Origin of the sequence: Alkalimonas cellulosilytica, from assembly GCF_036325985.1 — a bacterium.
In the GTDB taxonomy this organism is placed as follows: Bacteria; Pseudomonadota; Gammaproteobacteria; order Enterobacterales; family Alteromonadaceae; genus Alkalimonas; species Alkalimonas cellulosilytica.
In genome coordinates this window covers 79,196-102,319 of sequence record NZ_JAUHLI010000004.1, presented here as the reverse complement: position 1 = coordinate 102,319, position 23,124 = coordinate 79,196, and the positions used below count along the sequence as shown (strand labels likewise).

General features: G+C 54.5%; 19 protein-coding genes. 11 read left to right on the top strand and 8 right to left on the bottom strand.

All coding sequences use genetic code 11. The features are described 5' to 3' along the window. Nucleotides 1-15: 15 nt before the first annotated feature. Nucleotides 16-948, bottom strand: coding sequence for an EF-hand domain-containing protein (locus QWY20_RS05055; RefSeq protein ID WP_330127949.1), 933 nt, complete (start codon nucleotides 946-948; stop codon nucleotides 16-18). 222 nt (nucleotides 949-1,170) lie between these two features. Between QWY20_RS05055 and QWY20_RS05050 the strand changes: the two genes are divergently transcribed. The 4 genes from QWY20_RS05050 (at nucleotide 1,171) to QWY20_RS05035 (ending at nucleotide 5,875) form a co-directional block, all read left to right on the top strand. Further along, a complete protein-coding gene (locus tag QWY20_RS05050; protein ID WP_330127948.1) occupies nucleotides 1,171-1,488 on the top strand; it encodes a hypothetical protein in 318 nt (105 codons plus the stop codon). Beyond that, nucleotides 1,485-2,861: a class II fumarate hydratase gene (locus QWY20_RS05045; RefSeq protein ID WP_330127947.1), complete on the top strand. Its 1,377-nt coding sequence runs from the start codon at nucleotides 1,485-1,487 to the stop codon at nucleotides 2,859-2,861. Before QWY20_RS05050 ends, QWY20_RS05045 begins: the two co-directional genes overlap by 4 nt. A 95-nt stretch (nucleotides 2,862-2,956) precedes the next feature. After that, complete coding sequence (locus tag QWY20_RS05040; protein ID WP_330127946.1) at nucleotides 2,957-4,141, top strand: hypothetical protein; 1,185 nt, start codon at nucleotides 2,957-2,959, stop codon at nucleotides 4,139-4,141. Nucleotides 4,142-4,222: 81 nt separating this feature from the next. Beyond that, nucleotides 4,223-5,875 carry an amidohydrolase gene (locus QWY20_RS05035; protein WP_330127945.1) on the top strand — a complete coding sequence of 551 codons (1,653 nt, stop codon included), beginning with the start codon at nucleotides 4,223-4,225 and terminating at the stop codon, nucleotides 5,873-5,875. A 52-nt stretch (nucleotides 5,876-5,927) separates the two neighbouring features. Here QWY20_RS05035 and QWY20_RS05030 read toward each other — a convergent pair whose 3' ends face one another. Beyond that, nucleotides 5,928-6,305 carry an HPF/RaiA family ribosome-associated protein gene (locus tag QWY20_RS05030; protein ID WP_330127944.1) on the bottom strand — a complete coding sequence of 126 codons (378 nt, stop codon included), beginning with the start codon at nucleotides 6,303-6,305 and terminating at the stop codon, nucleotides 5,928-5,930. Between the two features lie 206 nt (nucleotides 6,306-6,511). On the opposite strand from QWY20_RS05030, the gene QWY20_RS05025 reads away from it, so the two are divergent. Then, nucleotides 6,512-7,264, top strand: a complete 753-nt coding sequence (locus tag QWY20_RS05025) for a TrmH family RNA methyltransferase (protein WP_330127943.1) — start codon at nucleotides 6,512-6,514, stop codon at nucleotides 7,262-7,264. A gap of 4 nt (nucleotides 7,265-7,268) precedes the next feature. On the opposite strand, the gene QWY20_RS05020 is transcribed toward QWY20_RS05025, so the two are convergent. Next, nucleotides 7,269-9,044 carry a PAS domain S-box protein gene (locus QWY20_RS05020; RefSeq protein WP_330127942.1) on the bottom strand — a complete coding sequence of 592 codons (1,776 nt, stop codon included), beginning with the start codon at nucleotides 9,042-9,044 and terminating at the stop codon, nucleotides 7,269-7,271. 192 nt (nucleotides 9,045-9,236) lie between these two features. Between QWY20_RS05020 and cysM the strand changes: the two genes are divergently transcribed. Further along, nucleotides 9,237-10,118 carry a cysteine synthase CysM gene (cysM, locus tag QWY20_RS05015; RefSeq protein WP_407935398.1) on the top strand — a complete coding sequence of 294 codons (882 nt, stop codon included), beginning with the start codon at nucleotides 9,237-9,239 and terminating at the stop codon, nucleotides 10,116-10,118. Between the two features lie 38 nt (nucleotides 10,119-10,156). Here cysM and QWY20_RS05010 read toward each other — a convergent pair whose 3' ends face one another. Then, on the bottom strand, nucleotides 10,157-12,280 hold the full coding sequence (locus tag QWY20_RS05010) for a methyl-accepting chemotaxis protein (protein WP_330127941.1): 2,124 nt from the start codon (nucleotides 12,278-12,280) through the stop codon (nucleotides 10,157-10,159). Between the two features lie 124 nt (nucleotides 12,281-12,404). On the opposite strand from QWY20_RS05010, the gene QWY20_RS05005 reads away from it, so the two are divergent. The 5 genes from QWY20_RS05005 to QWY20_RS04985 all read left to right on the top strand — a co-directional run bounded on the left by QWY20_RS05005 (nucleotide 12,405) and on the right by QWY20_RS04985 (nucleotide 18,668). After that, nucleotides 12,405-13,718 carry a porin gene (locus QWY20_RS05005; protein ID WP_330127940.1) on the top strand — a complete coding sequence of 438 codons (1,314 nt, stop codon included), beginning with the start codon at nucleotides 12,405-12,407 and terminating at the stop codon, nucleotides 13,716-13,718. 74 nt (nucleotides 13,719-13,792) lie between these two features. Beyond that, complete coding sequence (locus QWY20_RS05000; RefSeq protein WP_330127938.1) at nucleotides 13,793-15,430, top strand: BCCT family transporter; 1,638 nt, start codon at nucleotides 13,793-13,795, stop codon at nucleotides 15,428-15,430. Between the two features lie 80 nt (nucleotides 15,431-15,510). Beyond that, nucleotides 15,511-17,364 (top strand): DUF294 nucleotidyltransferase-like domain-containing protein, encoded by a 1,854-nt coding sequence (locus tag QWY20_RS04995; protein ID WP_330127937.1) that lies wholly within the window; start codon nucleotides 15,511-15,513, stop codon nucleotides 17,362-17,364. Between the two features lies 1 nt (nucleotide 17,365). After that, nucleotides 17,366-18,115 (top strand): 3'-5' exonuclease, encoded by a 750-nt coding sequence (locus QWY20_RS04990; RefSeq protein WP_330127936.1) that lies wholly within the window; start codon nucleotides 17,366-17,368, stop codon nucleotides 18,113-18,115. Nucleotides 18,116-18,212: 97 nt separating this feature from the next. Then, nucleotides 18,213-18,668 carry a GNAT family N-acetyltransferase gene (locus tag QWY20_RS04985; RefSeq protein ID WP_330127935.1) on the top strand — a complete coding sequence of 152 codons (456 nt, stop codon included), beginning with the start codon at nucleotides 18,213-18,215 and terminating at the stop codon, nucleotides 18,666-18,668. A 5-nt stretch (nucleotides 18,669-18,673) separates the two neighbouring features. Here the strand turns inward: QWY20_RS04985 and QWY20_RS04980 are convergent, their stop codons facing one another. Genes QWY20_RS04980 through QWY20_RS04965 form a run of 4 tightly spaced genes read right to left on the bottom strand, consistent with a single transcriptional unit; the run spans nucleotide 18,674 to nucleotide 22,976 of the window. After that, a complete protein-coding gene (locus QWY20_RS04980) occupies nucleotides 18,674-19,471 on the bottom strand; it encodes a DUF4198 domain-containing protein (RefSeq protein ID WP_330127934.1) in 798 nt (265 codons plus the stop codon). A 13-nt stretch (nucleotides 19,472-19,484) separates the two neighbouring features. After that, on the bottom strand, nucleotides 19,485-19,982 hold the full coding sequence (locus QWY20_RS04975; protein WP_330127933.1) for a DUF2271 domain-containing protein: 498 nt from the start codon (nucleotides 19,980-19,982) through the stop codon (nucleotides 19,485-19,487). Nucleotides 19,983-20,009: 27 nt separating this feature from the next. Then, entirely contained in the window at nucleotides 20,010-20,633 is a 624-nt protein-coding gene (locus QWY20_RS04970; protein WP_330127932.1) for a PepSY-associated TM helix domain-containing protein, read from the bottom strand. A gap of 9 nt (nucleotides 20,634-20,642) precedes the next feature. Next, a complete protein-coding gene (locus QWY20_RS04965) occupies nucleotides 20,643-22,976 on the bottom strand; it encodes a TonB-dependent receptor domain-containing protein (RefSeq protein ID WP_330127931.1) in 2,334 nt (777 codons plus the stop codon). Nucleotides 22,977-23,124: the final 148 nt, after the last annotated feature.

The window sequence follows — 23,124 nt, the reverse complement described above, 5'->3', positions numbered from 1 at the left end:
GGGTGTAAGCCATGATCAGCGCTGGTGAGCTACCAACTGCAGCTGGGGTTCCTGCTCTGGCAATGGCTGAGCTTCGCTGATCTGTTGTTCATTGGTGGTGTCCCAAAGCTGAAATACCGCAAGGCCATAGGCAACAAAGTCTTTTTTGCTAAGCCAGCCCCGCTGCTCCTTATCCATCTGACGAAACACTTGCTGTGCCAGCTGCCGATGCGCCTGGCGCACATCCTGCTCCCGCTGCCCAACCCGAGCCATAAACTCATCCAGATATTCGCCACGACTGACCAGTCCATCGCCATTCACGTCAGTTCGGTCAAAAATACTGCGACGCTGCTGTTCAAACTGCGCCAGAGTCACCTGTTGTTGCTCATTACCAGCAAACATGGTGAGAAACCCCTGATTATTGTGGGTAGTTGGCATGGCTAATAAAGAACGGACCCGGCGACGCTCGGTATCGGTCTGGTTGTTGTTGCTAGCGCGCTGACGTGGTGCTGGTTCAGGATCGCCCACAGACACAACACCCGCTTCCATGGTGTCGAAGCGATTAAAAATACGCTGGCCGGAGGCCTGATATTCTTCCCAACTGATGGTGCCATCTTTATCCCGATCAAGCGCATTAAAGCGGTTCAGTGTTTGCCGGATATGCGCCTCACGGGCATTCAGCAGCTGTTGTTCCAGCTCCGTCATTTCAAAGGCAACAAACACCTCTTCGCTGATTTTGCCATCGGCAAAGCTTGCCAGCGCATCAAAGCGCTGCTGCCAGGCGCTTAAGAAATCCTGGCGACTGACCTGGTTTTGCTCGTCGGCGGCAAAACGGTCAATAAAGCGATAGCGTTGATCAGCCAGCGGCTCCTCCACGCTGCTAAACGGCAGCACAGAGGCCGCCGCAGATTGCAGATAGAAAGCGCTGGTGGCCAAAAAGGCCAGCAAAGTGCGAGTTTTGGTATTCATGATGGTTTCCTTTTTTGAACCGGGTGATGTAACTAAACCCAATGAATGGTATTAATTATCATTTGCAACCAGATCCTATTGCAAATCATTCTCATTTGCAATACCTTAATATGTAACTTTTGTGTAAGCGGTTTGAAAAAAGTAGTGACTGATTTTCCGACAAGGTGGGCAGCCTGGTGTAGACTTGAACAACAACTGCAGCATGGACTAACAGAGCGAACAGTGAACCCCTGTCAGGTTGGTGATTTCACCTGTGCAGCCTGCCGGCTGGCCTGTCAACTGGCCGCTGGTTCGCAGCGACTGTTGCAGGAATGGGTGCTACGGCGCACCCTGTTCCTGTTAGCACAACTGACAGCCGGTCTGCCAGCAAGCTGCGGCAAACAACAGGCTGCCGACCAGCTATATGTGCCTCTGCTGGCGTTGCAGCGGCTGTATCAAACCGAGCGGGATAGCTACCGCAAAATTTGTCAGTTGCGAAGCAGTCTGAACCAATACTTGTATGCAACTGTCAACACTGAGAATAAAGGAGCTCTGAAATGACCACACGTACCGAACGCGATAGCATGGGCGAACTGGAAGTGCCGGCCGACGCGCTCTATCAGGCACAAACTCAGCGTGCTGTGCAGAATTTTCAGCTAAGCGGTTTAACCCTGCCAGTGCGTTTTATTCAGGCCATACTGCATATCAAAGCGGCAGCTGCCGGGGCCAATCAGCAATTGGGGCTACTGGCAACGACCAAAGCGGATGCCATTATCACAGCAGCCAAATCCCAGCTGCAGCAAACCGACTTAGCGCACTACCCGGTTGATGTGTTTCAAACCGGCTCTGGCACCAGCAGCAATATGAATGTGAATGAGGTGCTGGCCAGTCTGGCCAGCCAACAGCTCGGTGAGCCCGTCAGTCCAAACGATGATGTCAATCTGGGGCAAAGCAGCAACGATGTGATTCCAACGGCTATTCAACTGAGTGCCCTACTCGCGCTGGAGCAACAATTGCTACCCAAGTTGGCGCACTTGCTGAACATCGTGCAACAGAAAGAGCAGCGCATCGGCCAGCTGGTTAAAACCGGTCGTACCCACTTGATGGATGCAATGCCGGTTACTTTTGGGCAGGTACTTGCTGGCTGGCAAAGCCAACTGCTGCATAACCGCGAACAGCTACAACACTTGCTGCACAGCCTGCGTCAATTGCCGCAAGGCGGCACAGCGGTCGGTACCGGCATCAATGCCCACCCCGCCTTTGCCAGCAGCTTTTGTCAGCAGCTGAGCAGTGAGCTTAACTACCCGTTCAGCCCAGCCAATGATTTCTTCTTTGGCATCAGCAGCCAGGATCTCAGCGTCAGTCTGTCAGGCCAGCTAAAAACACTGGCGATCTCCCTGCTGAAAATCAGCAATGACTTGCGCTGGATGAACTCAGGTCCTTTGGCTGGTTTGGCCGAAATCGAGCTACCGGCCCTGCAACCAGGCTCGTCCATTATGCCCGGCAAGGTCAACCCGGTGGTACCGGAAGCCGTGGCCATGCTCTGTGCTCAGGTAATTGGCAACGACAGCACCATCACCGTAGCAGGCCAATCTGGTAATTTTGAACTGAATGTAATGCTGCCGGTGATTGCTTACAACCTGCTGCAAAGCATTGAACTGCTGGCCAATGGCTGCCAGGCCCTGGCCGATCAGGCCATTGCCGGCTTCACCGTCAATGAAGTGCATATTCAGCAGGCACTGCATCGTAACCCTATGCTGGTGACCGCCTTAAACCCGGTGATTGGCTACATGAAAGCCGCCGAAATCGCCAAAAAAGCCTATCAGCAAAAGCGGCCTGTGCTGGACGTTGCGCTGGAAGAAACCAATTTAACGGAAAAAGAACTCAAAGCTTTGCTGGATCCAGCCAAGCTTTGTCGCGGTGGCCTGGCCTGACACTGGCTCCGTCAGGGCGGGCTGATCAGCAGCCCTGCTGCCGGCAGCATGATTCCATGCTACAGTGAGTGATCTGTTTTAACCGGGAGCACATCATGCGAACTATGCTCGCCCTTACTTGCTGTTGTTTTCTGCTAGCCGCCAAGGCCCATGCCGCACTCTCTGTCACAGTCGAAGAACAGCGCCTGGAAGCCGCCTGGCAGGCCATGCCGCAGGTGCTCAGTCGCTTCGAGCCTTTGGTCAAAAACCTGCGACTGGAACTGCAGTACACCGAGACCAGCCGGGATCTGGCGCCCCGCTTGCGCCAGCATGGCGAGCAACTGTGGCAGCAAGCAACTTATCAGGCCAGAACCAATCCCAACTACGATGACCGGGCGCTGTACTGGGCCCGGCTAATGATGACGCAAACCCTTCGCCAATGGTGCCAGCAACAACAAGCCTGTACCCACTTGCCGCTACTGCTTGAAGCCTTGGAATTAAGTAGCCGTGGCCAACTGACCATGCGCTTTGCGAAAGACAGCGATGTACGCATCTTGCTGACCGGCTTCGACCCTTTTTTGCTGGACCGCAACCTAAACCAGTCCAACCCGTCCGGCGTCACGGCCCTGATGCTGGATGGCTGGGTGTTTCAGCAAGATGGCAAGCAAGTCGAAGTACAAAGCGCCATGATACCAGTGCGTTTTGCCGATTTTGATCAAGGCATGATTGAACAGTTACTGAGCCCACTGCTGCAGGAGCAAAGCATCGATCTACTGCTGACAGTCAGCATGGGCCGCGAGCACTTTGATCTGGAGCACTTCCCGGGCCGTCGACGCAGCGCCGAAGCACCGGATAACCTGAATGTCCGCACCGGCGGCAGTGCCAGCAACCCGGTGTTGCCACTGCTGGATGGAGAGCCGCTACCAGGGCCGGAGTTTATGGCCTACAGCCTGCCCTACAGCGCCATGCTGCAGGCAGAAGGTCGTTTTCAAATCAATGACAATCGCAGCGTCACCACGCTAGAACGCGGCGAGTTTGCCGCCCAGTCCCTGGCCGAGCTGGCAGACCAAACCGCAGTGCAAGGCGGCGGTGGTGGCTATCTGTCGAATGAGATTTCTTATCGCAGCCTGTTGCTGCGTGACCGCTATCACCCGGAGTTGCCAGTGGGCCATATTCATACGCCACGAATCGCTGCTTTTGAACCCGAAACCACCGCCGCCATTGTGCAGCAAATCAAGCAGATGATTCGGCTGGCCGCAGCCAGCCAGCTACAGACCGCAGAGGCTGACAACCACAAATAACGGCTGCTATAGTGAAGCAGGCAGACTAATCCGCCTCAATCACAAAACAATAATAAAAAACAACAACCTCAGGAACAGACCATGCGATCCATACTAGCACTTACTACAGCCCTGTTGCTTAGCAGCAGCGCCTTTGCCCAGCAACTGGGCTGGACCAATATCAGGGGTTATGGCTTTGCGGCCGATGGCCAGTTGGTGCAGTTTCAGCAACTGATTATCGATACCGACAGCGGCAAAGTACTGGCCCGCGGTGATGCTATTAAATATGATTTCCCAGATGCCAACTGGCAGGATGGCGAGGGCAAAGCCATTCTGCCGGGCCTCATCGACGGCCACGGCCATATTCTGGGGCTGGGCCAGAACCTGATGCAGGTAGAACTGCGCGGTACCCAGAGTGAGCTAGAGGCGGTGGAGCGGGTAGCTGAATTTGCCGCCCGTCACCCGGAGCAGCAATGGATCCAGGGCCGCGGCTGGAATCAGGTGCTGTGGGACAACAACGAGTTCCCAAGCACTGCTTTGCTGGATGAAGCCGTCTCGGACCGGCCGGTCTGGCTGAGCCGGATTGATGGCCATGCCGGTTGGGCCAACAGCAAGGCGCTGGAACTGGCCGGCATTACCAAAGATACGCTGGATCCACCTGGTGGCCGCATACTGCGTGATGAGCAAGGCAATCCAACCGGAGTGCTACTGAACAATGCCCGCCAGTACATCAGCGCTGTTTTGCCAGAGCCGAATGAAACCGAGGTGATTCAGGCACTGGAGGCGGCTTTTTCCGAGCTGTTATCGCTGGGTATTACCAGTGTGCATGATGCCGGCATTGATAGCGGTCTGGCTCGGCTGTACCAGCGGCTGCGCACAGAAAACGCTTTGCCGCTGCGTATTTATGCCATGCTCTCGGCGCGTAATTCCGATCTGCAGGACTGGCTGGATCAGGGCATGATTGACGATGAACTGGATCTGTTGCTGATCCGGGCGGTAAAACTATACGGTGACGGCGCTTTGGGCAGTCGTGGTGCAGCCCTGCTAGCCGATTACAGCGATCAAGCCGAGCACAGGGGTCTGCTGGTGACCGAGCCGGATCGACTGACTGCCCAGATGCAAGCCACCATCGAGGCAGGCTTTCAGGCCAATGTGCATGCTATTGGCGATCGAGCCAACCGCATGGTGCTGGACAGATTTGAGCAGTTAGCGACCAAGGAGCAATTAGCGCAAGGCCGTCACCGGATGGAGCATGCCCAAATTGTGTCGCCGCAGGATATTCCGCGCTTTAAAGCTCTGCATGTGTTGCCATCCATGCAGGCGGTGCATGCCACCTCAGATATGAATATGGCCGGTGATCGACTGGGCGTCGCACGGCTGCGCGGTGCTTATGCCTGGCGTACTTTTGTCGATCAGGGCAGTCCCATTGTGGGCGGTTCGGATTTCCCGGTCGAGCTAGCCAACCCCTTTCATGGTTTGCATGCGTCAGTCACCCGGCAGGACCAGCAAAACCAGCCGGTCGGTGGCTGGCTGCCCGAGCAGCGACTTACCTTAACCGAAGCCCTGCGCAGCTTTACCCGCGATGCCGCTTACGGTGCCTTTCAGGAAGAGCGTTTAGGCTCGCTCGCACCTGGTATGTGGGCAGACTTTATTGTGCTGGAACAAGACCCTTTTGCCATGGAGCCAGAGCGACTGTGGCAACTGGAAGTACTGCAAACCTGGTTGGCTGGCAACAAAGTGTTTCACCGCGAATAACCAACAACGGCGCCAATGGCGCCGTTTCAGTGTCTGAAGGTCTTACTGGGGTTTAACCCTGCTCAGGCTCTGCTGCCTCTGGCTCAGAAAAGTCAGGGCTGACCGAGCGACTTTGCTTATCGCGCAGCTTACCAATCACCGAACTTAACTTGCGCTGCAGCTTGTCAGCAGCACCGGTTACTGCCTGGCCAACCACAGCAGCGTGCTCAGTCACCGCCATCGGCTCCATGCCTTGCAGCCGCGCCTCCAGCAAACAACGCTTGTCATTGCCATCTTGTTTGATATGGCTATTTTCATCGCTTAAGTGCACTTCAATCCGGGTAATGTGATCAGAAAAACGCTCGAGCTTGTTTTTTAAAGTATCACGAACAAATTCGGCCAAACGCTCATCGGCCTGGATATTACGATCACTGTTGATTTGGATCTGCATAGACAACTCCTTTGATAATCAGTTGAAGGTGACAAACTCTTTCCATGGACCATCCTGGCGTTGAAATGTTTCCCCTTCACTACTTATTTGGTGACGAAGTCAGCAACAAGCAAGGGGGTAGCCACGAATTTATCAGCGATAAAATCAGACAGTACCGCAAAGTCTGGTTAAAATAGCGGTATTCTTCATCGACGATAATCAAACGCATGATCAGTACCAAATGGGCCAAACAGATAAAATCCCTGCAGCTGAAAAAATACCGTAAGGCAGAGCAGCAATTTATCGTCGAAGGCGAGAAAGCGGTTCTCGAAGTGCTGGCTTCCGGCTGGCAGGTGCCGGCTTTGTTTGCTACCGAGCGTTTTTTGCAGCAGCATCCAACAGCCATTCAGGCAGCACAGCTGGTACAGCCTTGCAGCCCTGACGATCTGGTCAAAGTAGGGACCTTTAACAGCAATGATGCAGCGCTGGCCGTGGTGGCGATACCATCCTGGCCTGCTTTTCAAACCACTCCCGGACAGTGGACTCTGGTACTGGACTCCATTAATGACCCAGGTAACCTGGGCACCATTATCCGCGTTGCCGACTGGTATGGCATTCAGCAGATTCTTTGCTCAGCCGATACCGCCGATTGCTACAATCCCAAAGTCATAGCCGCAGCCAAAGGGTCGTTTTTGCGGGTAAAACTGCATTACCTTAACCTGCCCGAGGTATTAACCCGCACCCATTTACCCGTGTATGGCGCTTATCTGGGTGGCGAGAACGTCCATCAGCTGGCCCTGAGCGAGCCCGGCGGTTTTATTGTGCTTGGCAATGAAGCCAACGGCATCAGCCAGCAGGTTGGCCAATGCATCAGCCGTAAGATTACCATTCCGGCTTTTGGTGATGCAGAGTCGTTAAATGTCGGCATAGCAGCCGCCGTTATCAGCGATAACTTAAAGCGGCTTTCAACCCTGTCGTAACGCCTTAACTTTCACTAAGCCGCTTCAGTGAATCCGCTAGCTGCTGAACCCGCTCACTGGTCTCCATAACCAGCCGGTCAATTTCTTGCGAGGACTTAGCCGACTGGCCCGCTAAGGTACGCACCTCATCGGCCACCACCGCAAAGCCACGGCCCGCTTCGCCAGCTCTGGCTGCTTCAATGGCGGCATTTAAAGCCAATAAGTTGGTTTGTGCGGCAATCGAATTGATGGTGGTAATAATGCTGGCAACCTGCTGACTGGACTCCATCACTTTAGCCATTTCCCGGTCCGTAACCCGTGCCGCTTCGTACTTGGCGCTGACATCACTGCCGTAGCTGACATACATACGGATGTTGCCCTCGGAGTCTAAGATCGGACAGACGGTACCGTGAAAGTACACCGACTGTTCCTGCTTGTTAAAAATCTCGTACTCACCAATGATTTGCTCGCCTTGCTCAAGTTTTTGAAACTTGTCTTCACCCACCACCTGATGCAAATCTCGCGCTTTGGCCAAGAGCTCCGCTTCAGAGCTGTGCCCCAAATGCTGCACAATGTATTCATTGGCCGATAGCAGCTTGCCATCCAGCCCCCATTCACCGACCCCATTGTTGCGCCCAATGGCTTCAAAACGTTTTTCTGCTTCGAGTGACTGCTCTTTGACTTGCGTGATATTCGCCTGAATGGAGATATAATTAATCAGCTGCCCCTTATCATCAAACACCGGATTGATCGCCAGCGAAATCCAGTAAGGGTTTCCCCTGGCATCGTAGTTCAGGATTTCATCAAAAAATGGCTGGCGGGCTTTTAATCGTTCACGAATCAGTTGCACGGTACTGGCACTGGTATGCTTGCCTTGCAAAAAGCTCCCCGGTTTTTTGCCTTTGACGCTATCCAGCGGATAGCCGGTCATTTTTTCAAACCCCTGATTGACATAAATAATCAGGCCAGAGGCATCGGTGATAATAATCGAGTTGTCGGTTTCATCAGCAACCAGCGACAACAAACGCATCCGTTCGCGCTGCTCAACCTCCTGGGTCACATCTTTGACAAAAGCGGTGTAAACAATTTTGCCTTGCAAGTTCACTTTAGACAGCGACAAGTTGCCCCAGCGCTTTTTACCATCCGCCCGCTCAATCGAGACTTCCCGGCTGGTGCCGACAATTTTGTCTTTTCCCGTGGTGCGATTGGCATCAACATAACCATCATGAGCCGCTTGAATCACTTTTGGCACCAGCATTTTGACATTCTGGCCAATCACCTGAGCAGCCGTATAACCCCACAATTTCTCAGCTGCACCATTGAAGAAAGTTACCTTGTTGTGCTCATCAATCACCACCACCGCATCCAGCGCCTGCGCCAGGGTTTGATCCATCAGTTCACGCGCTTCACGCTCTTTGCTGATATCACGCACAAAAGCGGTATAACCAAGCTTACTGCCCTGCTTCACCTGCGACAGCGCCAGATTCACCCAAATCTTCATGCCATCTTTACGGGTTAACAATACCTCGCGACTGGTACCCACAATGCGGTTCTGCCCGGAGCTGCGGTGCCGACCTACATAATTATCATGCTCTGCCTGGTGCTCTTGCGGCACCAGCATCCGTACATTTTTGCCCAGCACCTCACTGGCCTGATAGCCCCACAGCTTTTCGGCGGCCGCATTAAAAAAGGTGACGTGGTTATTGGCATCAATACTAACCACAGCATCTATGCACTGCTCCAGAACTTGCCGGGTATCGTTGCCAGCCAATAACGCCGTGAGTTTGTCAAATGCAGTCATTAAGATCATTCCTTTTGAGTCTATGTTTAACTGAACTGAAACATCCTTACTGCTTACAAGGTATAGAACATAGCTGTAAAAAATGAAACTAAGTGACTAACATTATGCTCACAGCCATTGTCAATATAGTCACTGGCTCCAAAGCCTGCTTTTAAGCTACACTGTTCGCCTGCAATCCAAGAGAGTCTGCTCATGTTTCCAACCATCGAATCTTACGTCGGCCAAACACCACTGGTACGTTTACAGCGACTTGCCAACCATACCAACAGCACGGTACTGCTGAAATTGGAGGGCAACAATCCGGCAGGTTCGGTCAAAGACCGACCAGCGCTGAATATGATTCTGCAGGCTGAAGCCAGTGGCCGTATTCAACCCGGCGATCGCATCATTGAAGCCACCAGCGGCAATACCGGCATTGCACTGGCCATGGCCGCCGCCATTAAAGGCTACCGCATGACACTGATCATGCCGGCCAATGCCACTGAAGAGCGCAAATCAGGCATGCGCGCCTATGGTGCCGAGCTGATTGAAGTCAGCAAAGAGCAAGGCATGGAAGGGGCCCGCGATTTGGCGCTGAAGATGCAAAGCGAGGGCCAGGGCATTGTGCTGGATCAGTTCAACAACCTGGACAATCCGGCTGCCCATTACGCCGGTACCGGCCCGGAGATCTGGCAGCAAAGCCAGGGGCAAATCACCCATTTCGTCTCCAGCATGGGCACTACCGGTACCATTATGGGAGTATCACGCTACTTAAAAGAACAAAATCCGGCCATTGAGATTGTCGGCCTGCAGCCGTCTGAAGGCAGCCAGATCCCCGGCATTCGTCGCTGGCCGGAAGCCTATTTGCCGGGTATTTTTGACAAGAAGCGGGTCGATCGGGTGATTGATATCGATCAGCAGGATGCGCTGACCGCCATGCGCCGGCTGGCCCGCGAAGAAGGTATTTTTGCCGGTGTCAGCTCCGGTGGCGCCGTCCATGCCGCGCTGCAACTGGCTGAACAGCTGGACAATGCGGTGATCGTTGCCATCATCTGCGATCGCGGCGATCGCTACCTGTCGTCCGGGATATATTAATATAAGCCCCCTGAAATTCAGCTTCAGGGGGAGTTCACTCAATACTTAAAGCGGCTGACCTGAGCATCAATATCCTGCGCAATGGCCGCAATCAGTTGGCTTTGTTCGGCCGCATCGGTTGCGGCCTGGCTTAAGCTGGCAACCGCTGTGCTGATCTCAACCACATTCTTGCTGATGTCCTCACTCACCACGCTTTGTTCTTCCGCAGCGCTGGCAATCTGAGTAGCCGCATCGCTGATGCGGTGAGTAGCCTCTATCGCCAGTTCCAGCTTTTGCTGAGCTGCACTGGCTTGCTGCTGGGTCTGCTCCGTCATCTGCTGATTTTGCTGCATCGCCTGCACCACCGCCTGAGTTTTACCGGTCAGCTCTGTAATTAGTTGTTGGATCTCACCGGTGGAGTCCTGAGTGCGGGATGCCAGGCTGCGTACCTCATCAGCCACTACAGCAAAGCCCCGCCCCTGCTCACCAGCACGGGCCGCTTCAATGGCAGCATTGAGTGCCAGCAAGTTGGTTTGCTCTGAAATATTACGGATCACTTCCACAATGCTGTTGATGCTGCTGCTGGCCTGCTCCAGCTCACTCATCATGGCCCCTGCCTGCTGCATGCTATGTGCCAGCTCACCAATCACCTGCGCCGTACTCACCACTGCCTGATCGCCTTGCTGTACCGAACCAGCCGCTTGTTGGGCGGATTCCGCCGTTAACGATGCCTGTGAAGCCACTTCCGAGGCGGTACTCGACATCTCGGTAACAGCCGTAGCCACTTGTTCAATCGAGCGCTGTTGCTGGGCGACCTCCTGATGCGTGCGCTGCGAAATATCGGCACTGGCCGTGGATGAACCTTGCAGCTTTTGCACCAGCTGAGCCGTATCCCGCACAATCTGGTGCGTTTTCTCCAGAAACAGATCCAACGCCTTGGCCAGGTGACCAATTTCATCATGCCGTTTTAAACCAATACGCTGGGTTAAATCACCATCCGACTGAGCCAGATTTTCCACCATAGCCGTCAATTGCTGCAGCGGTTTCGCCAGGCGCCCGGCCACCACATAAAGCACCCCGGCGCCGGCCAACGCAACCGCAACCCCCAGCAACACCTGCCAGAGTAAACTCTGGTTAAAACGGCTGCTTAATGTATCGTTCAGTTGCACCATATCTGCCAAGGCAGTGGCCATAGGCACTCTGTATTCCAATAACCAGGGCGTTTCAAAAGTACGGAGCGCAATAGGCACTGTGACCACAAAATCATCGCCCTGCTGGCGGAAACTGGCAGAGCTGGCGCGGACCAGAGGTTGCAGCTGCTGCCATTCATGGCTGACCAAAGGCTCTCCCACCCCTTGCTGGCTTTGGGTACTACCGACCAAAAACCCCCGGTAGGAAATGATGCGTAAATCGCCCTCCCCCCGATACAGCTCGCGATCCAGATCAGCCAGCAATTGCCGCAAAAAGGCCATCGAAATATCCACCCCAGCCATGCCAACAAAACGGTCGTTGACTAAAACCGGATGAACGATGGAGGTCATCAGCGTAGGAACCCCCTGCACATCCCAAACGGCAGGATCTATCACGCAAGAACCTTTACGGTCGCGTGAGCACAGATACCATTCATTCAGCCGCATGCCCTGTGCATCACGGGTTTCACTGTATAGATCCGTCGTAGTAACAGGCCGCAGATCCAACTGGTTGCGCTGATCGCGGGTCCAGTAAGGGCCAAACTGACCATCATCAGTCGAGTGGCGTCCCTCACCTCGAAACTCAGCATCACGCCGATCCACGGCATTCGGCTCCCACACGATGTATGCCCCCACAGCTTGCAAATTGTTTAACATCGCCGTATGCACCAACTCACTGATATGATCTCTGCTTAGTTGCGCCATAGCACCGGATCGGATCAACGACTGCATGCTATCAGCCAGCCCCTGCGCCACGCCAAGCGAGGTCATAATCACCTGCTCAATTTCATCGGCCCGTACCTGCAATTGATTGCTTAAAGAGCGCTCCACCTCTTGCTGAAACAAGGCTGTGCTACTGGTTCTGTTAAACTGAAACAGCTGGTGCGACAACAACACTCCCAAGCCAATGCTGGCGGCAACCGCCAGGATCAAACAACTACCTGCTATCACGGATATTTGGCTGCGCATGGTTTTAAATGCAAATGTCGACATGGAGAACTTCCCACTGAATGTAAACACGGATGACTTTGCTAATTATGCGGCAAATTTGGGTTCCTGCCAGATTTAAGCTATGATCTTTGATACAAATCTTTATTTAGATCAAACAGGTACCCCCATGCACTGTAAAAGTCGCCTGGCGCTTTGTCTTGCCCTCGTTTTTAGCCCCCTCACCCTGCACGCCTCCGATGTGGATGAGCTGCGCCAGCAGCTGGAACTGTTAAAGCAACAACTGCAACTGCTCGAGCAAAAAATTGAGCAGCAGGAACAACAACTGGCAGCCCAACAACAGAGCATTGAAGAGGTAGAACAAAGCAGTACGGAGGTAGCCTCTACTCTGGCCAGCCTCGAACCAGCTGAAGCCAGCAGCGATGGCATTTTATTGGGCGGGGCCATTCGCACCAACTACAGCCATACCTCGTACAGCGATGGCAATAAAAACCGCGGTGGTGATTTTGCCTTTGATATTTTCCGTTTGAATTTAAACGGCAGCATCGGCGATGTGCTGCTGAATGCCGAAATCCGCTTTTTCGATTACATGACGGCGGTGAAATACGCCTACGTTGGCTATCAGCTGAACGAAGACTGGCAGGTACAGGCCGGCATTACCCAGGTACCTTTTGGCAACTGGCCCTACAACTCCCACAATTACTTTTTCAGTACCAACTACTACATCGGGCTGGAAGATGATCACGATTTAGGCATCTTGTTTAAGCGCCGCATCAAAGACAACTGGCAGCTGGATCTGGCCTTTTTCAAAAATGATGAACTGGGCGGGGTCGATGGCTATGTCAGCAGCCGGGCCGATCGCTATTCCTACGATGTAGTCGGTTTCCGATTACCTGGCGATGGCATTTATGATGATCCGGCTCAGCCGCTGGGAGAGTACAACACCCTATCCGGCCGTTTTGCCTATCATTTTGAACACCGAGAAGGGATCACCACCGAAGTGGGTGTGTCCGCCCTGCATGGCGGTTTGCATGATGGCTTACACCGGGCCGGCGACTACAACGCTTGGGCAGTCCACCTGAACAGCCACTTTGATCGCTGGAATCTGCAGTTGCAACATGGTGAGTATCGCTACAATGTCGATGGTATGGATCGCATGGCGGTAGGTAGTTACGCTTTTTTTGACAGCATTGCCGCCAAAGCCAAAACCAGTACCGTCAACCTGGCTTACAGCCTGCCCATCGAATGGGGGCCGGTCACCTGGATGCAGTTTTACAACAATTACGGCCTGGTGTATGACAAGTCGGATAATACCGCCGACACCTGGATGAATGTCACCGGTTTCTCGGTAGCAGCAGGCGGCTTCTTTACTTACTTCGATTTAGTACATGCCCGCAACCAGCCCTTTGTTGGCGGCTCTGCCTCCGGTGACAGCAACGACACCGAGCGGCGCTTTAACATCAATATTGGCTATTATTTCTAGCCTGCCCAGCAAAGGCCTGACTCAGGCCTTTGCTTTTTATACCACAACAACAATGAAAACCAGGAGAAGCAGTGATGGCAGATCCAAGTGACCCGATGAAGCCGGATGGCGAGGTCAACCCCATTGATACCGACTACCAGATAGGCCAGGACAACATTGTGGTCAAGGTAGGTCCTTTTGGCCTGGATATCCACAACCGGGTATTTTTAATCTCAGGCCTTTCCGTAATTGTGTTTGTACTGTTGACCATTGTATTTCACAGCCAGGCCGAGCCCTTGTTTGCCAGCATGCGCGGCTGGCTCACGTCCAATCTGGACTGGTTCTTTATCAGCGCAGCCAATATCTTTGTACTGCTCTGTCTGGTGCTGATTGTATCACCGCTTGGCAAAGTGCGGCTGGGTGGAACCGAAGCCACGCCTGATTTTGGTTACCTCGGCTGGTTTTCCATGCTGTTTGCCGCCGGTATGGGCATCGGTCTGATGTTTTATGGTGTCTCGGAGCCGTTGTCGCATTTTAGCAGCGCCTATGGCGGTACCAGTTTCGAGGACGGTGTGCGTACCGACTGGGCGCCACTGGCCGGGGCTGGTGGCGATGCCGCAGCCGCCGAGCGCCTTGGCATGGCGGCCACCATCTACCACTGGGCACTGCACCCCTGGGCCATTTATGCAGTGCTGGCGCTTGGTCTGGCCTTATTCTCCTTTAACAAAGGCCTGCCGCTGACCATGCGCTCCGTCTTCTACCCACTGCTCGGTGAGCGGGTCTGGGGTTGGCCTGGCCATGTCATTGATATTCTCGCAGTCTTTGCCACCTTATTTGGCCTGGCCACCTCGCTTGGCCTGGGTGCCTCCCAGGCCAGTGCCGGCCTGAATTACCTGTTTGGCCTGCCGCAGGATACCGCCATGCAGGTGCTGCTGGTGATTGGCATTACGCTGATTGCGTTGATTTCGGTGTTGGCGGGCCTGGAAGCCGGTGTGAAACGCCTTTCGGAAATCAATATGACCCTGGCGGCGCTGTTGATGCTGTTTGTGATTATTGTCGGGCCAACCGTAGCTATCTTAACCGGCTTTGTCAGCAACCTGGCCGCCTACCTGCAACATCTGCCGGCCCTGGCCAACCCGATTGGCCGGGAAGATGCTAACTTCGCCCAAGGCTGGACTGCCTTTTACTGGGCCTGGTGGATTTCCTGGTCGCCTTTTGTTGGCATGTTTATCGCGCGGGTATCCCGCGGTCGCTCGGTGCGTGAGTTCTTAGTGTCTGTGCTGCTGATCCCTTCATTGGCCTGCGTGCTCTGGATGTCGGTGTTTGGTGGCACCGCCATCCGTCAGGTGGTCGATCATGGCTATGAGGCTGCTGCCTCGGCCGATTTACCACTGCAGCTGTTCAGCATGCTGGACTTTATGCCCTGGGCTCAGGTCACCTCCTTTATTGCCATTATTCTGGTGGTGGTATTTTTTATCACCTCGTCCGACTCCGGTTCTTTGGTGATTGATACCATCGCCGCTGGCGGCAAAGTCAATGCGCCGACCCCGCAGCGGGTGTTCTGGTGTACCTTTGAGGGGCTGGTCGCCATAGCACTGATCCTGGGTGGTGGCCTGGTCGCCTTGCAGGCCATGGCAGTATCGACCGGTTTTCCCTTTACCATTGTCTTGCTGGTGGCTTGCATCGCTGTGGTGAAGGGGCTGATGTCCGAGCCCAGGCCCGGCAAAGTTTAACCAACTCCACTGGTCATGGGCAGGGGCACCGACGTATCATGGTGCTCCTAACCTGACCTCTGAGCCGGGCGCTGCCGACCATGCAGATTGAACACATTGAAATTCTGGAATTCCTAAAACGGCATTCGCCCTTTAAAGAGCTGCCGGAGGATCTGCTGCTGCAGGTAGCCAGCGCCACCGATGTCTGCTATTTCAAAGCCGGCAGCCCCATCCTGCAGTTTGGCCAGTCCTTGGATGCGCTTTATGTGATCCGCAGTGGCGCGGTAGAAACCTTTCGCCGTACCGGCGAGCTGTACAACCGGCTCAGTGAGGGCGGTCTCTTTGCTGAGCAGGGCCTGCTGCGCAACCGCAAAGTCCGCTTCCCGGCCACAGCGCTGGAAGATACTCTGCTGTACCTGATCCCGGCTGATCACTTCGACCAGCTGTGCGAGCAAAGCGACTTTTTTGCCGATTATGTCGAAATCAGCGATGAAGAGCGGCGCAAGAATACTCCTCATCGCCGTGCCGATGCCAACGAGCTGATGACATCGAAAGTCAGTACCCTGATCAGCAGAGCTCCTGTGCTACTGGACATCAACAGCAATGCCCGTGACGCCGCCATGGCCATGCAAGAGGCCGGCGTCTCGTCCTTGCTGGTGATGGCAGAGCAGCAGATGGCCGGTATCCTGACCGACCGTGACCTGCGTAACCGCCTGGTAGCACCGGGGTTGCCGTTTGAAACCCCGGTACGCGACATCATGACCACGGAGCTGATTAGCATTTCACATCATCAGTTTGTGTTCGAGGCCATGCTGCTGATGCTGCGCCACAATGTGCATCATTTGCCGGTATTACAACAAGGGCAGCCGCTTGGGGTGATTGCCATATCCGATATTATCCGTTACGAGTCGAAAAACAGCCTCTTTGTAGTCAGCAGTATCTTCCGCCAGCAGTCGGTCAACGAGCTGGCCGCTCTGGTGCCGGATGTCCGCGCTTGCTTTGTCCGTATGGTGAACGAGGATGCCAACTCCCATATGATAGGCAGCGCCATGGCGCTGATAGGCCGCAGCTTCAAACAACGCTTGCTGGAGCTGGCAGAAGCAGAGCTTGGCCCGCCGCCGGTACCCTATTGCTTTTTGGCGCTCGGCTCGATGGCGCGTGAAGAACAACTGATAGTGACTGATCAGGACAATGCGCTGATTTTACACGATGATTTTGTGCCAGAGCAGCACGATGCTTATTTCCGGCAATTGGCTCAGTTTGTCTGCGATGGTCTGGATGCCTGTGGCTATGCCTATTGCACTGGCGACATCATGGCCACCAATCAAAAGTGGCGACAGCCACTGCGGGTTTGGCAGCAGTATTTTCGCGACTGGATCACGGCACCGAGTGCCGAACGCTTGCTGCACAGCTCCATTTTCTTTGATCTGGCTGGCGTCTGGGGCAAGACAGAATGGGCCGAACAGTTAAACCGTACCATTGCCCAACTGGCCCCCAAACATCCGTTGTTTCTGGCATCGATGGCGCGCAATGCTCTGCAGCGCACGCCACCCCTTGGTTTTTTCAAAGATTTTGTGATGGAAAAGGATGGCCGGCAAAATAATTCGTTGAATATCAAACGGCGCGGCACGGCACCGGTGGCCGATCTGATCCGGCTGCATGCCCTGGCCATCGGCTGCAACGAAAGCAATTCGTTTGCCAGGCTCCGAGCCATTATCAAGGCCAAACTGTTACCGCCAGGACGTGGTGAAGATTTACGCGATGCGCTGGAAGTCATTGCCATGGCCCGCATCCGCCATCAGGCCCTGGCGCTGGAAGCCGGTGAAGCGCCGGATAATCAGCTATCACCAGAGCGGCTGTCGGACTTTGAGCGGCGCAATTTAAAAGAGGCCTTTCAGGTGCTGAGCAACGCCCAGAAATACCTGAAGTTTCGCTATCAGGGTAACCGGAGCTAACATGCTGTACCTGGGGCCGGCCAAACAGAAGCAGCGCCGCCTGCCCGGCGATCCGGATGTGACTGACTGGCCTCAGCACTTTGCCCGTTTAGCCACGCAGGCCCACAACCCGGCCTTGCAGCAGTATTACCAGGCAGGGATCCCGGCGGGTGACAGCTCTATCGCCGAAGCCCCTTTACTGGCGATGGATTTTGAAACCACCGGCTTTGAGCCTGGCCGCGATGGCATCGTAAGCATTGGCACCGTGCCGATGAGCCTGCAGCGCATTCACAGCAGCCAGGCCCGGCACTGGCTGGTCAAACCCAAGTTTGCGCTGACCGGACAATCGGTGGTGGTGCATGGCATTACCCACAGCGCCATCGAAGCTGCCCCGGATATCACCGATATTTTGCCCGAGCTGTTGCAACAGATGGCTGGTAAGGTGGTGGTGGTGCATTTTCGAGGCATTGAGCGGCCTTTTTTACATGCCACCTTGCTGGATCGGCTGAACGAAGGCATCGAATTTCCAGTGATTGATACCATGGAGCTGGAGGCACGGCTGCACAGGGCCAGGCCACCCAGCCTGCTGGATAAACTGCTGGGCCGTGAGCCGGTATCGATTCGGCTGGCCGATAGCCGTCGCCGCTATGGCTTGCCGGATTACCGGCCGCATGATGCTGTGACCGATGCGCTGGCCTGTGCCGAGCTGCTGCAAGCCCAAATCGCGGATCGCTTTCGCCCGGACACCCTGCTGTCAGAGCTATGGCGTTAACAAGAGCGCGAGCGTTTTGCTCGCGCCCGCCAAAGCAGTTCTGGTATAGTGCAGGTATAGTGAAGCGGTATGAATCATTTGCAAGGAGCCAAACTGCATGCAATGGCAGGTGTTAACTTTTGAGCAACTGGATACCTATACGCTGTATGCCCTGTTGCAACTGCGTGTCGATGTCTTTGTGGTGGAACAAAACTGTCCTTACCCGGAACTGGATGACCGCGACCTGCATCCACAAACCCGGCATGTGCTGCTGAAAAAAGGTGACAAAGTCATTGCCTATTCACGGGTACTGGCGCCCGGAGTGGTGTTTGATCATTACCCTGGCGTGGGCCGGGTCTGTGTCTCGCAAACCGCCCGGCGGTTAGGCCTGGGTCAGGTGCTGGTGGAAAAAACCATCGCCGTGGCTAAAGAGCACTGGCCCCGGATGGATATCCATATTTCTGCTCAGTGCTATTTGCAACAGTTTTATGAGCAACACGGCTTCCAGGCAGCCAGCGAACCCTACCTGGAAGACGATATTCCGCATCTGAAGATGATCTTACCCTACCGGTGAACGGCTTAAGGCAAAGCCGCTTCAAAGGTCAGGGTCAGGCTTTCCCGTACCTGATCCGCCAGCGCATCGCTGCTGTCCTGTTGCACACTGGCTTCCAGTACATAACGGCCTGACACCTGCGGGGTGAACGTCAGGTAACCTTGAGCATCTGAGCTGAGCAATTCGCGGCCGGCATCATCGCGGTACAATTCACCTTCACGCGATAACTCCACCTGCACACTCGCCACCGGCTTGCCATCCAGCACAAACTGCCAGCGCACCGGTTCGGTCGCTACCACATCGGCCGGATGGGTCAGCAGTTTTAACTCTAATCCTTCATTGCTTAGCGCCAACGCCGTCTGGTTAGGTGCATTGACACTGACATAGCTCAGCGCCCGGCTGCGACTGCGGGTGGTGACAACATCAGTCGCATTGGCTGGTAACTGCTCTGCCCGCTGTTGTTTATTGGCCATGATACGTCGGCGCTGCCCATCTTCCTGGAAAAAGGTAAAGTAGCGGGCCGGCCCGGCCAGTTCGATGCGGTAGGTGCCATCCATCGTCAGCTGATGATCGGCCTGGGACTTGCGTCGCCCCTGGTAACTCTGGCTAAAGGCATGGCGCTCGCCATCCGGAAATACAATGGCCAGGTTGTTCGGGCTCACACCCCGATCAGCCACAAAGGTCATATTGGCAGCCGAGACATCCACCGAAATCCAGCTGTCTTCCGATGACAGCACAAAGTGGCTGGGTAACACCCATAAGGTATGGGCAGTGGCGGCGCTGCTGCACAGTGCCAGTACGATGGCGGTAATCATGTTTTTCATGCGTGATGATCCTTTAGTTAAGCGTAATGTTTAATTCGCCAAGCTCAGGCATGGCTGGCTGTTTGTACTGCTGAGCCTGGCCGCCCCATTGAAAGCTCTGGCGCTGCAAACTGCGGCCACCCTGTTCGCGCGATGCTTCCACAAAGAGGGTGTATTCACCGGCAGGGACCGGTTTGCCGGCATCATCCAGCCCATCCCAGCTCAGCTGGTAACGGCCAGGCGTGCGCGTCGCCCCGGTGCGGGCATCGACCAGCTCGGTTTCGCTGCGGCCAATTTTGCGCCAGAAACGGCGAATGTCTTTCAGCCAGTCCGGCTCTTTACGCCAGAGTGCGATTAATCGCACCGATTGCTGGGCTTCATCCTCCACCCAGACCGCCACATAAGGCCGGTAATACTGAGCGGTTTCTATCACCGGTAATTCCAGTGAAATGCTAAGTTCCTGTGCTTTGCCGGCTGGAGCAATTAAGCCCAGACCAAGCAACAACACAGCAGTAAACAACAGTGATCGCATACAAACTCCCTTCATTAGATTGCAAAATCAGATGTGCAAAGACATCAGGTAAATCAGAATGCCGGCCATGCCGCCGAGCAGCGCCAGGGTATTGCCGATGGCCCGCATCGACTGCGATTTCAGCAGCAAATAAAAACCGGTCAGCGCAAACACCAGGCAGCTGATGGCGGTGATATCAATTAACCAGGACCAAAGACCACCAGCATCCCGCCCTTTGTGCAGATCGTTGGCCAGCGCCAGATAACCGGCAAATACCTGCTCCAATTCCAACTCGCCGCTGTCAAAATCCAGCACCACCATGGCGTAGCCGGCCGGGCGTTTAAACTCCAGCTCCAGCACCGCATCGTCTGCATCAAACTGATAGCGCCACTCGGTTGCCTGCACGCCATGGTGCTGCAACAACCAGTGCCGCAGCTCCTGGGCATACCAGTGCTGCTGCTCAGGCTCCTCAGGGAGTTCAGCCAGTTGCAGGGCTGCTGGCAGGCTCAGTACCTGCAGTTGCTGGCTGCTACCCCACTGGCTTTGCCAATTGGGATGATTGAGCGTGATGCCGGTGATCGAGAAAAACACTAACAACAACAGTACCCACATGGCGCTGTAGGTATGCAGCGTCCGCATCAGACGCTGCAGGTTGAACGGGCTTGCTTTCATCCGGCAGCCTTAAAAGTTGTAGGTCGCCGACAGCCAAAAGCTACGCGCTTTCATCGAGGTGTTGTAATCCGGCGTACAGCTGTAGGCATCCTGGGTTTCCGTCAGACGGCAGGTGCGGCTGGACAGATCATCATCCAGCAGATTGTTGATCCGGGCATGGATGGACCAGGCATCCGATACACGGTATCTGGCCGCCAGATGGAACAATTGGTAAGACTTAAAGTAGATTTTGCTGGTTTCCGGACCATCCGGCCCTGGCTCAATCTGGGTACCACGGAAGCGTTTGCTACGCACCTCTGCGATCAGCGAGAGCGAGAGCGGTTCGCTGAGCTGCCAGCTCAGATTAGCATTCAGCATATGGCGCGGTGTACTCACCAACGGCAAGCCCTGATTATTGCCACTTTTTACCTCACTGTCGGTAAAGGTATAGTTAGCCGTCAGCGACCAGTCCTCGGCAAGGGTCGCCCGGCCTGCCAGCTCAACACCCCGGGTTTCAGATTTATCGACATTGGCCGCCTGACTAAAACGGAGATAACCTAAATCCGCCCAGCCCGCACCGATATCCACACATGCCTCACCTACTGCCGCCACTTCGCAATTCGGCAGGCTGTCCTGAGTGATAATTTTGTCTTTAAAGTCGTTGTAAAACAGCGTGATGTTGCCGCTAAAGCGATCACTGCCGGTGTAATAGGCTGCCACTTCGTAATTGACACTGGTTTCCGGTTGCAAATCCGGTGTGCCCACAAAGGGACTGGTGCCCTGCCCGCCAAAGCCGGTGATGCCAGAGAATAATTGCTCCGGCCGCGGTGTTTTGTAACCGGTGCTGATGCCACCTTTCAGCGTCCAGTTGCTTAAACCACGCCAGTTCAGATAGGCCCGTGGGCTTAACTGGCTACCAAAAATATTGTGATGATCATAACGGGCGCCCAGGGTTGCCGTGAGATCGGCACTCAAATCGATGCTGTCTTCGGCAAAAAATGCCCACTGGCGGTGGGTAGCGACAGTGCCTTCCCGCAAGCCGTCGCCATACATGCCAAACACACCATCTTCCATATCGGCATTAAAATACTGTGCACCAAGCACAAAGAAGTGGTTCTGCCACTGCGACTCCAGCTTGGTATCGACAATCAGATTGTCGATTTTCAGTGTACGCATTGGCCGTGGCAGAAAGTCCTGCTCCAGCTGCATACGGATGGCGTCGGTTAACACCGGAACATTTACCCCCTGCTCGTCCCTGGCCTGATCCCAAATGGCCTGCACCTGCAAGCGCTCTTGTACCGTCAATGGCAAAGAGCGACCAAAGTTCTCACTACGGCTTTTGGTCAGCACGGTTTGCCAGTTGCCAAAGTCAAAGCGCCCTAAATGACTGAGCACAAACTGCTCGCGCTCTACCCGCTGATAGGGTGTGTAACCGACCCTCGGCATTACAATGCCACCACTGGCCCGCCACAGGCTTTCTGGTGCATCCAAAGTACCGGTTTGGCCTAGCCGGTTGTCGTAGCGTTGTTTTGAAATATCGTACTCCAGCGCCAGATCCTGCTGTTCAGTCAACGCATAGTTCAGTGTCAAACCGGCATTCCAGTTTTTGGCGGCGACAATTTTACGATCGCCAAAACTGCCTTGCTCCGACCAGGTACTGCCATCTGGCAACGGCAACTCCGTTTGATAGCTTGGGTCGCTGTCATCACGGGCAAACACACCCGCCCGCAACTGATACAGCAGCCCCTCGATACCAGCTGGGCCACTTAAAAAGAAATCCAGTTTCTTATCATCGCCATACTGGCTGTCTTGCTGCCAGTTGTAGCTGGCGGTGATGCTGCCATGAGTACTATCCAGCTGACGACGGGTGATGATGTTAATGACCCCACCAATGGCATCAGCACCATACAGCGTCGACATAGGGCCGCGCACCACTTCAATCCGCTCAATCGCTGCCAAAGGTGGCATGTACATAAATTGACTGTTGCCGAAGTCATTCGGCCCAATGTTGCCGATATCGCTCTGACGCCGGCCATTGATCAGCACCAGTGTATAATCGGACGGCAAACCACGCATGGTGATGCTGATATTGCCGTTTTTATCCTGGCCACTGCCCACATCAATGCCTTCAATATCGCGCAGTGCATCTGCCAGGCTGCTGAAAGGCTTGGCCGTTAACTCCTCCCGCGTCACCACAGTCACACTGGCTGGTGCATCAATCAGTTTCTGCTCAAAACCGGATGCCGTAACCACAATGACTTCACCATCGTACTCCGGCATGTCCATGGTCACGCCAGCGTAGACCGGCAGGTGTAGTGCAGATACGACAAGGGCAGCAACAGCGCTGCGGCGGAAGGTTTTCATTCGTCTCTCCTGTTGTTATAAGCGGTGCCACAAAAGGGACACCGAAAGCGCGACGAAATGATAATGATTCTTACTATGAAGATCAATAGCAAATGATAATTATTATCAAATGAGAGGTGGGAAGCAGCAATAGCGATAATCCGGGAAC

Bases quoted from the DNA above. Each gene is read 5' to 3' on its own strand.
- QWY20_RS05055 (WP_330127949.1), bottom strand. From the start codon at position 948: ATGAATACCAAAACTCGCACTTTGCTGGCCTTTTTGGCCACCAGCGCT.
- QWY20_RS05045 (WP_330127947.1), top strand. From the start codon at position 1,485: ATGACCACACGTACCGAACGCGATAGCATGGGCGAACTGGAAGTGCCG.
- QWY20_RS05040 (WP_330127946.1), top strand. From the start codon at position 2,957: ATGCGAACTATGCTCGCCCTTACTTGCTGTTGTTTTCTGCTAGCCGCC.
- QWY20_RS05035 (WP_330127945.1), top strand. From the start codon at position 4,223: ATGCGATCCATACTAGCACTTACTACAGCCCTGTTGCTTAGCAGCAGC.
- QWY20_RS05030 (WP_330127944.1), bottom strand. From the start codon at position 6,305: ATGCAGATCCAAATCAACAGTGATCGTAATATCCAGGCCGATGAGCGT.
- QWY20_RS05025 (WP_330127943.1), top strand. From the start codon at position 6,512: ATGATCAGTACCAAATGGGCCAAACAGATAAAATCCCTGCAGCTGAAA.
- QWY20_RS05020 (WP_330127942.1), bottom strand. From the start codon at position 9,044: ATGACTGCATTTGACAAACTCACGGCGTTATTGGCTGGCAACGATACC.
- cysM (WP_407935398.1), top strand. From the start codon at position 9,237: ATGTTTCCAACCATCGAATCTTACGTCGGCCAAACACCACTGGTACGT.
- QWY20_RS05010 (WP_330127941.1), bottom strand. From the start codon at position 12,280: ATGTCGACATTTGCATTTAAAACCATGCGCAGCCAAATATCCGTGATA.
- QWY20_RS05005 (WP_330127940.1), top strand. From the start codon at position 12,405: ATGCACTGTAAAAGTCGCCTGGCGCTTTGTCTTGCCCTCGTTTTTAGC.
- QWY20_RS05000 (WP_330127938.1), top strand. From the start codon at position 13,793: ATGGCAGATCCAAGTGACCCGATGAAGCCGGATGGCGAGGTCAACCCC.
- QWY20_RS04995 (WP_330127937.1), top strand. From the start codon at position 15,511: ATGCAGATTGAACACATTGAAATTCTGGAATTCCTAAAACGGCATTCG.
- QWY20_RS04990 (WP_330127936.1), top strand. From the start codon at position 17,366: ATGCTGTACCTGGGGCCGGCCAAACAGAAGCAGCGCCGCCTGCCCGGC.
- QWY20_RS04985 (WP_330127935.1), top strand. From the start codon at position 18,213: ATGCAATGGCAGGTGTTAACTTTTGAGCAACTGGATACCTATACGCTG.
- QWY20_RS04980 (WP_330127934.1), bottom strand. From the start codon at position 19,471: ATGAAAAACATGATTACCGCCATCGTACTGGCACTGTGCAGCAGCGCC.
- QWY20_RS04975 (WP_330127933.1), bottom strand. From the start codon at position 19,982: ATGCGATCACTGTTGTTTACTGCTGTGTTGTTGCTTGGTCTGGGCTTA.
- QWY20_RS04970 (WP_330127932.1), bottom strand. From the start codon at position 20,633: ATGAAAGCAAGCCCGTTCAACCTGCAGCGTCTGATGCGGACGCTGCAT.
- QWY20_RS04965 (WP_330127931.1), bottom strand. From the start codon at position 22,976: ATGAAAACCTTCCGCCGCAGCGCTGTTGCTGCCCTTGTCGTATCTGCA.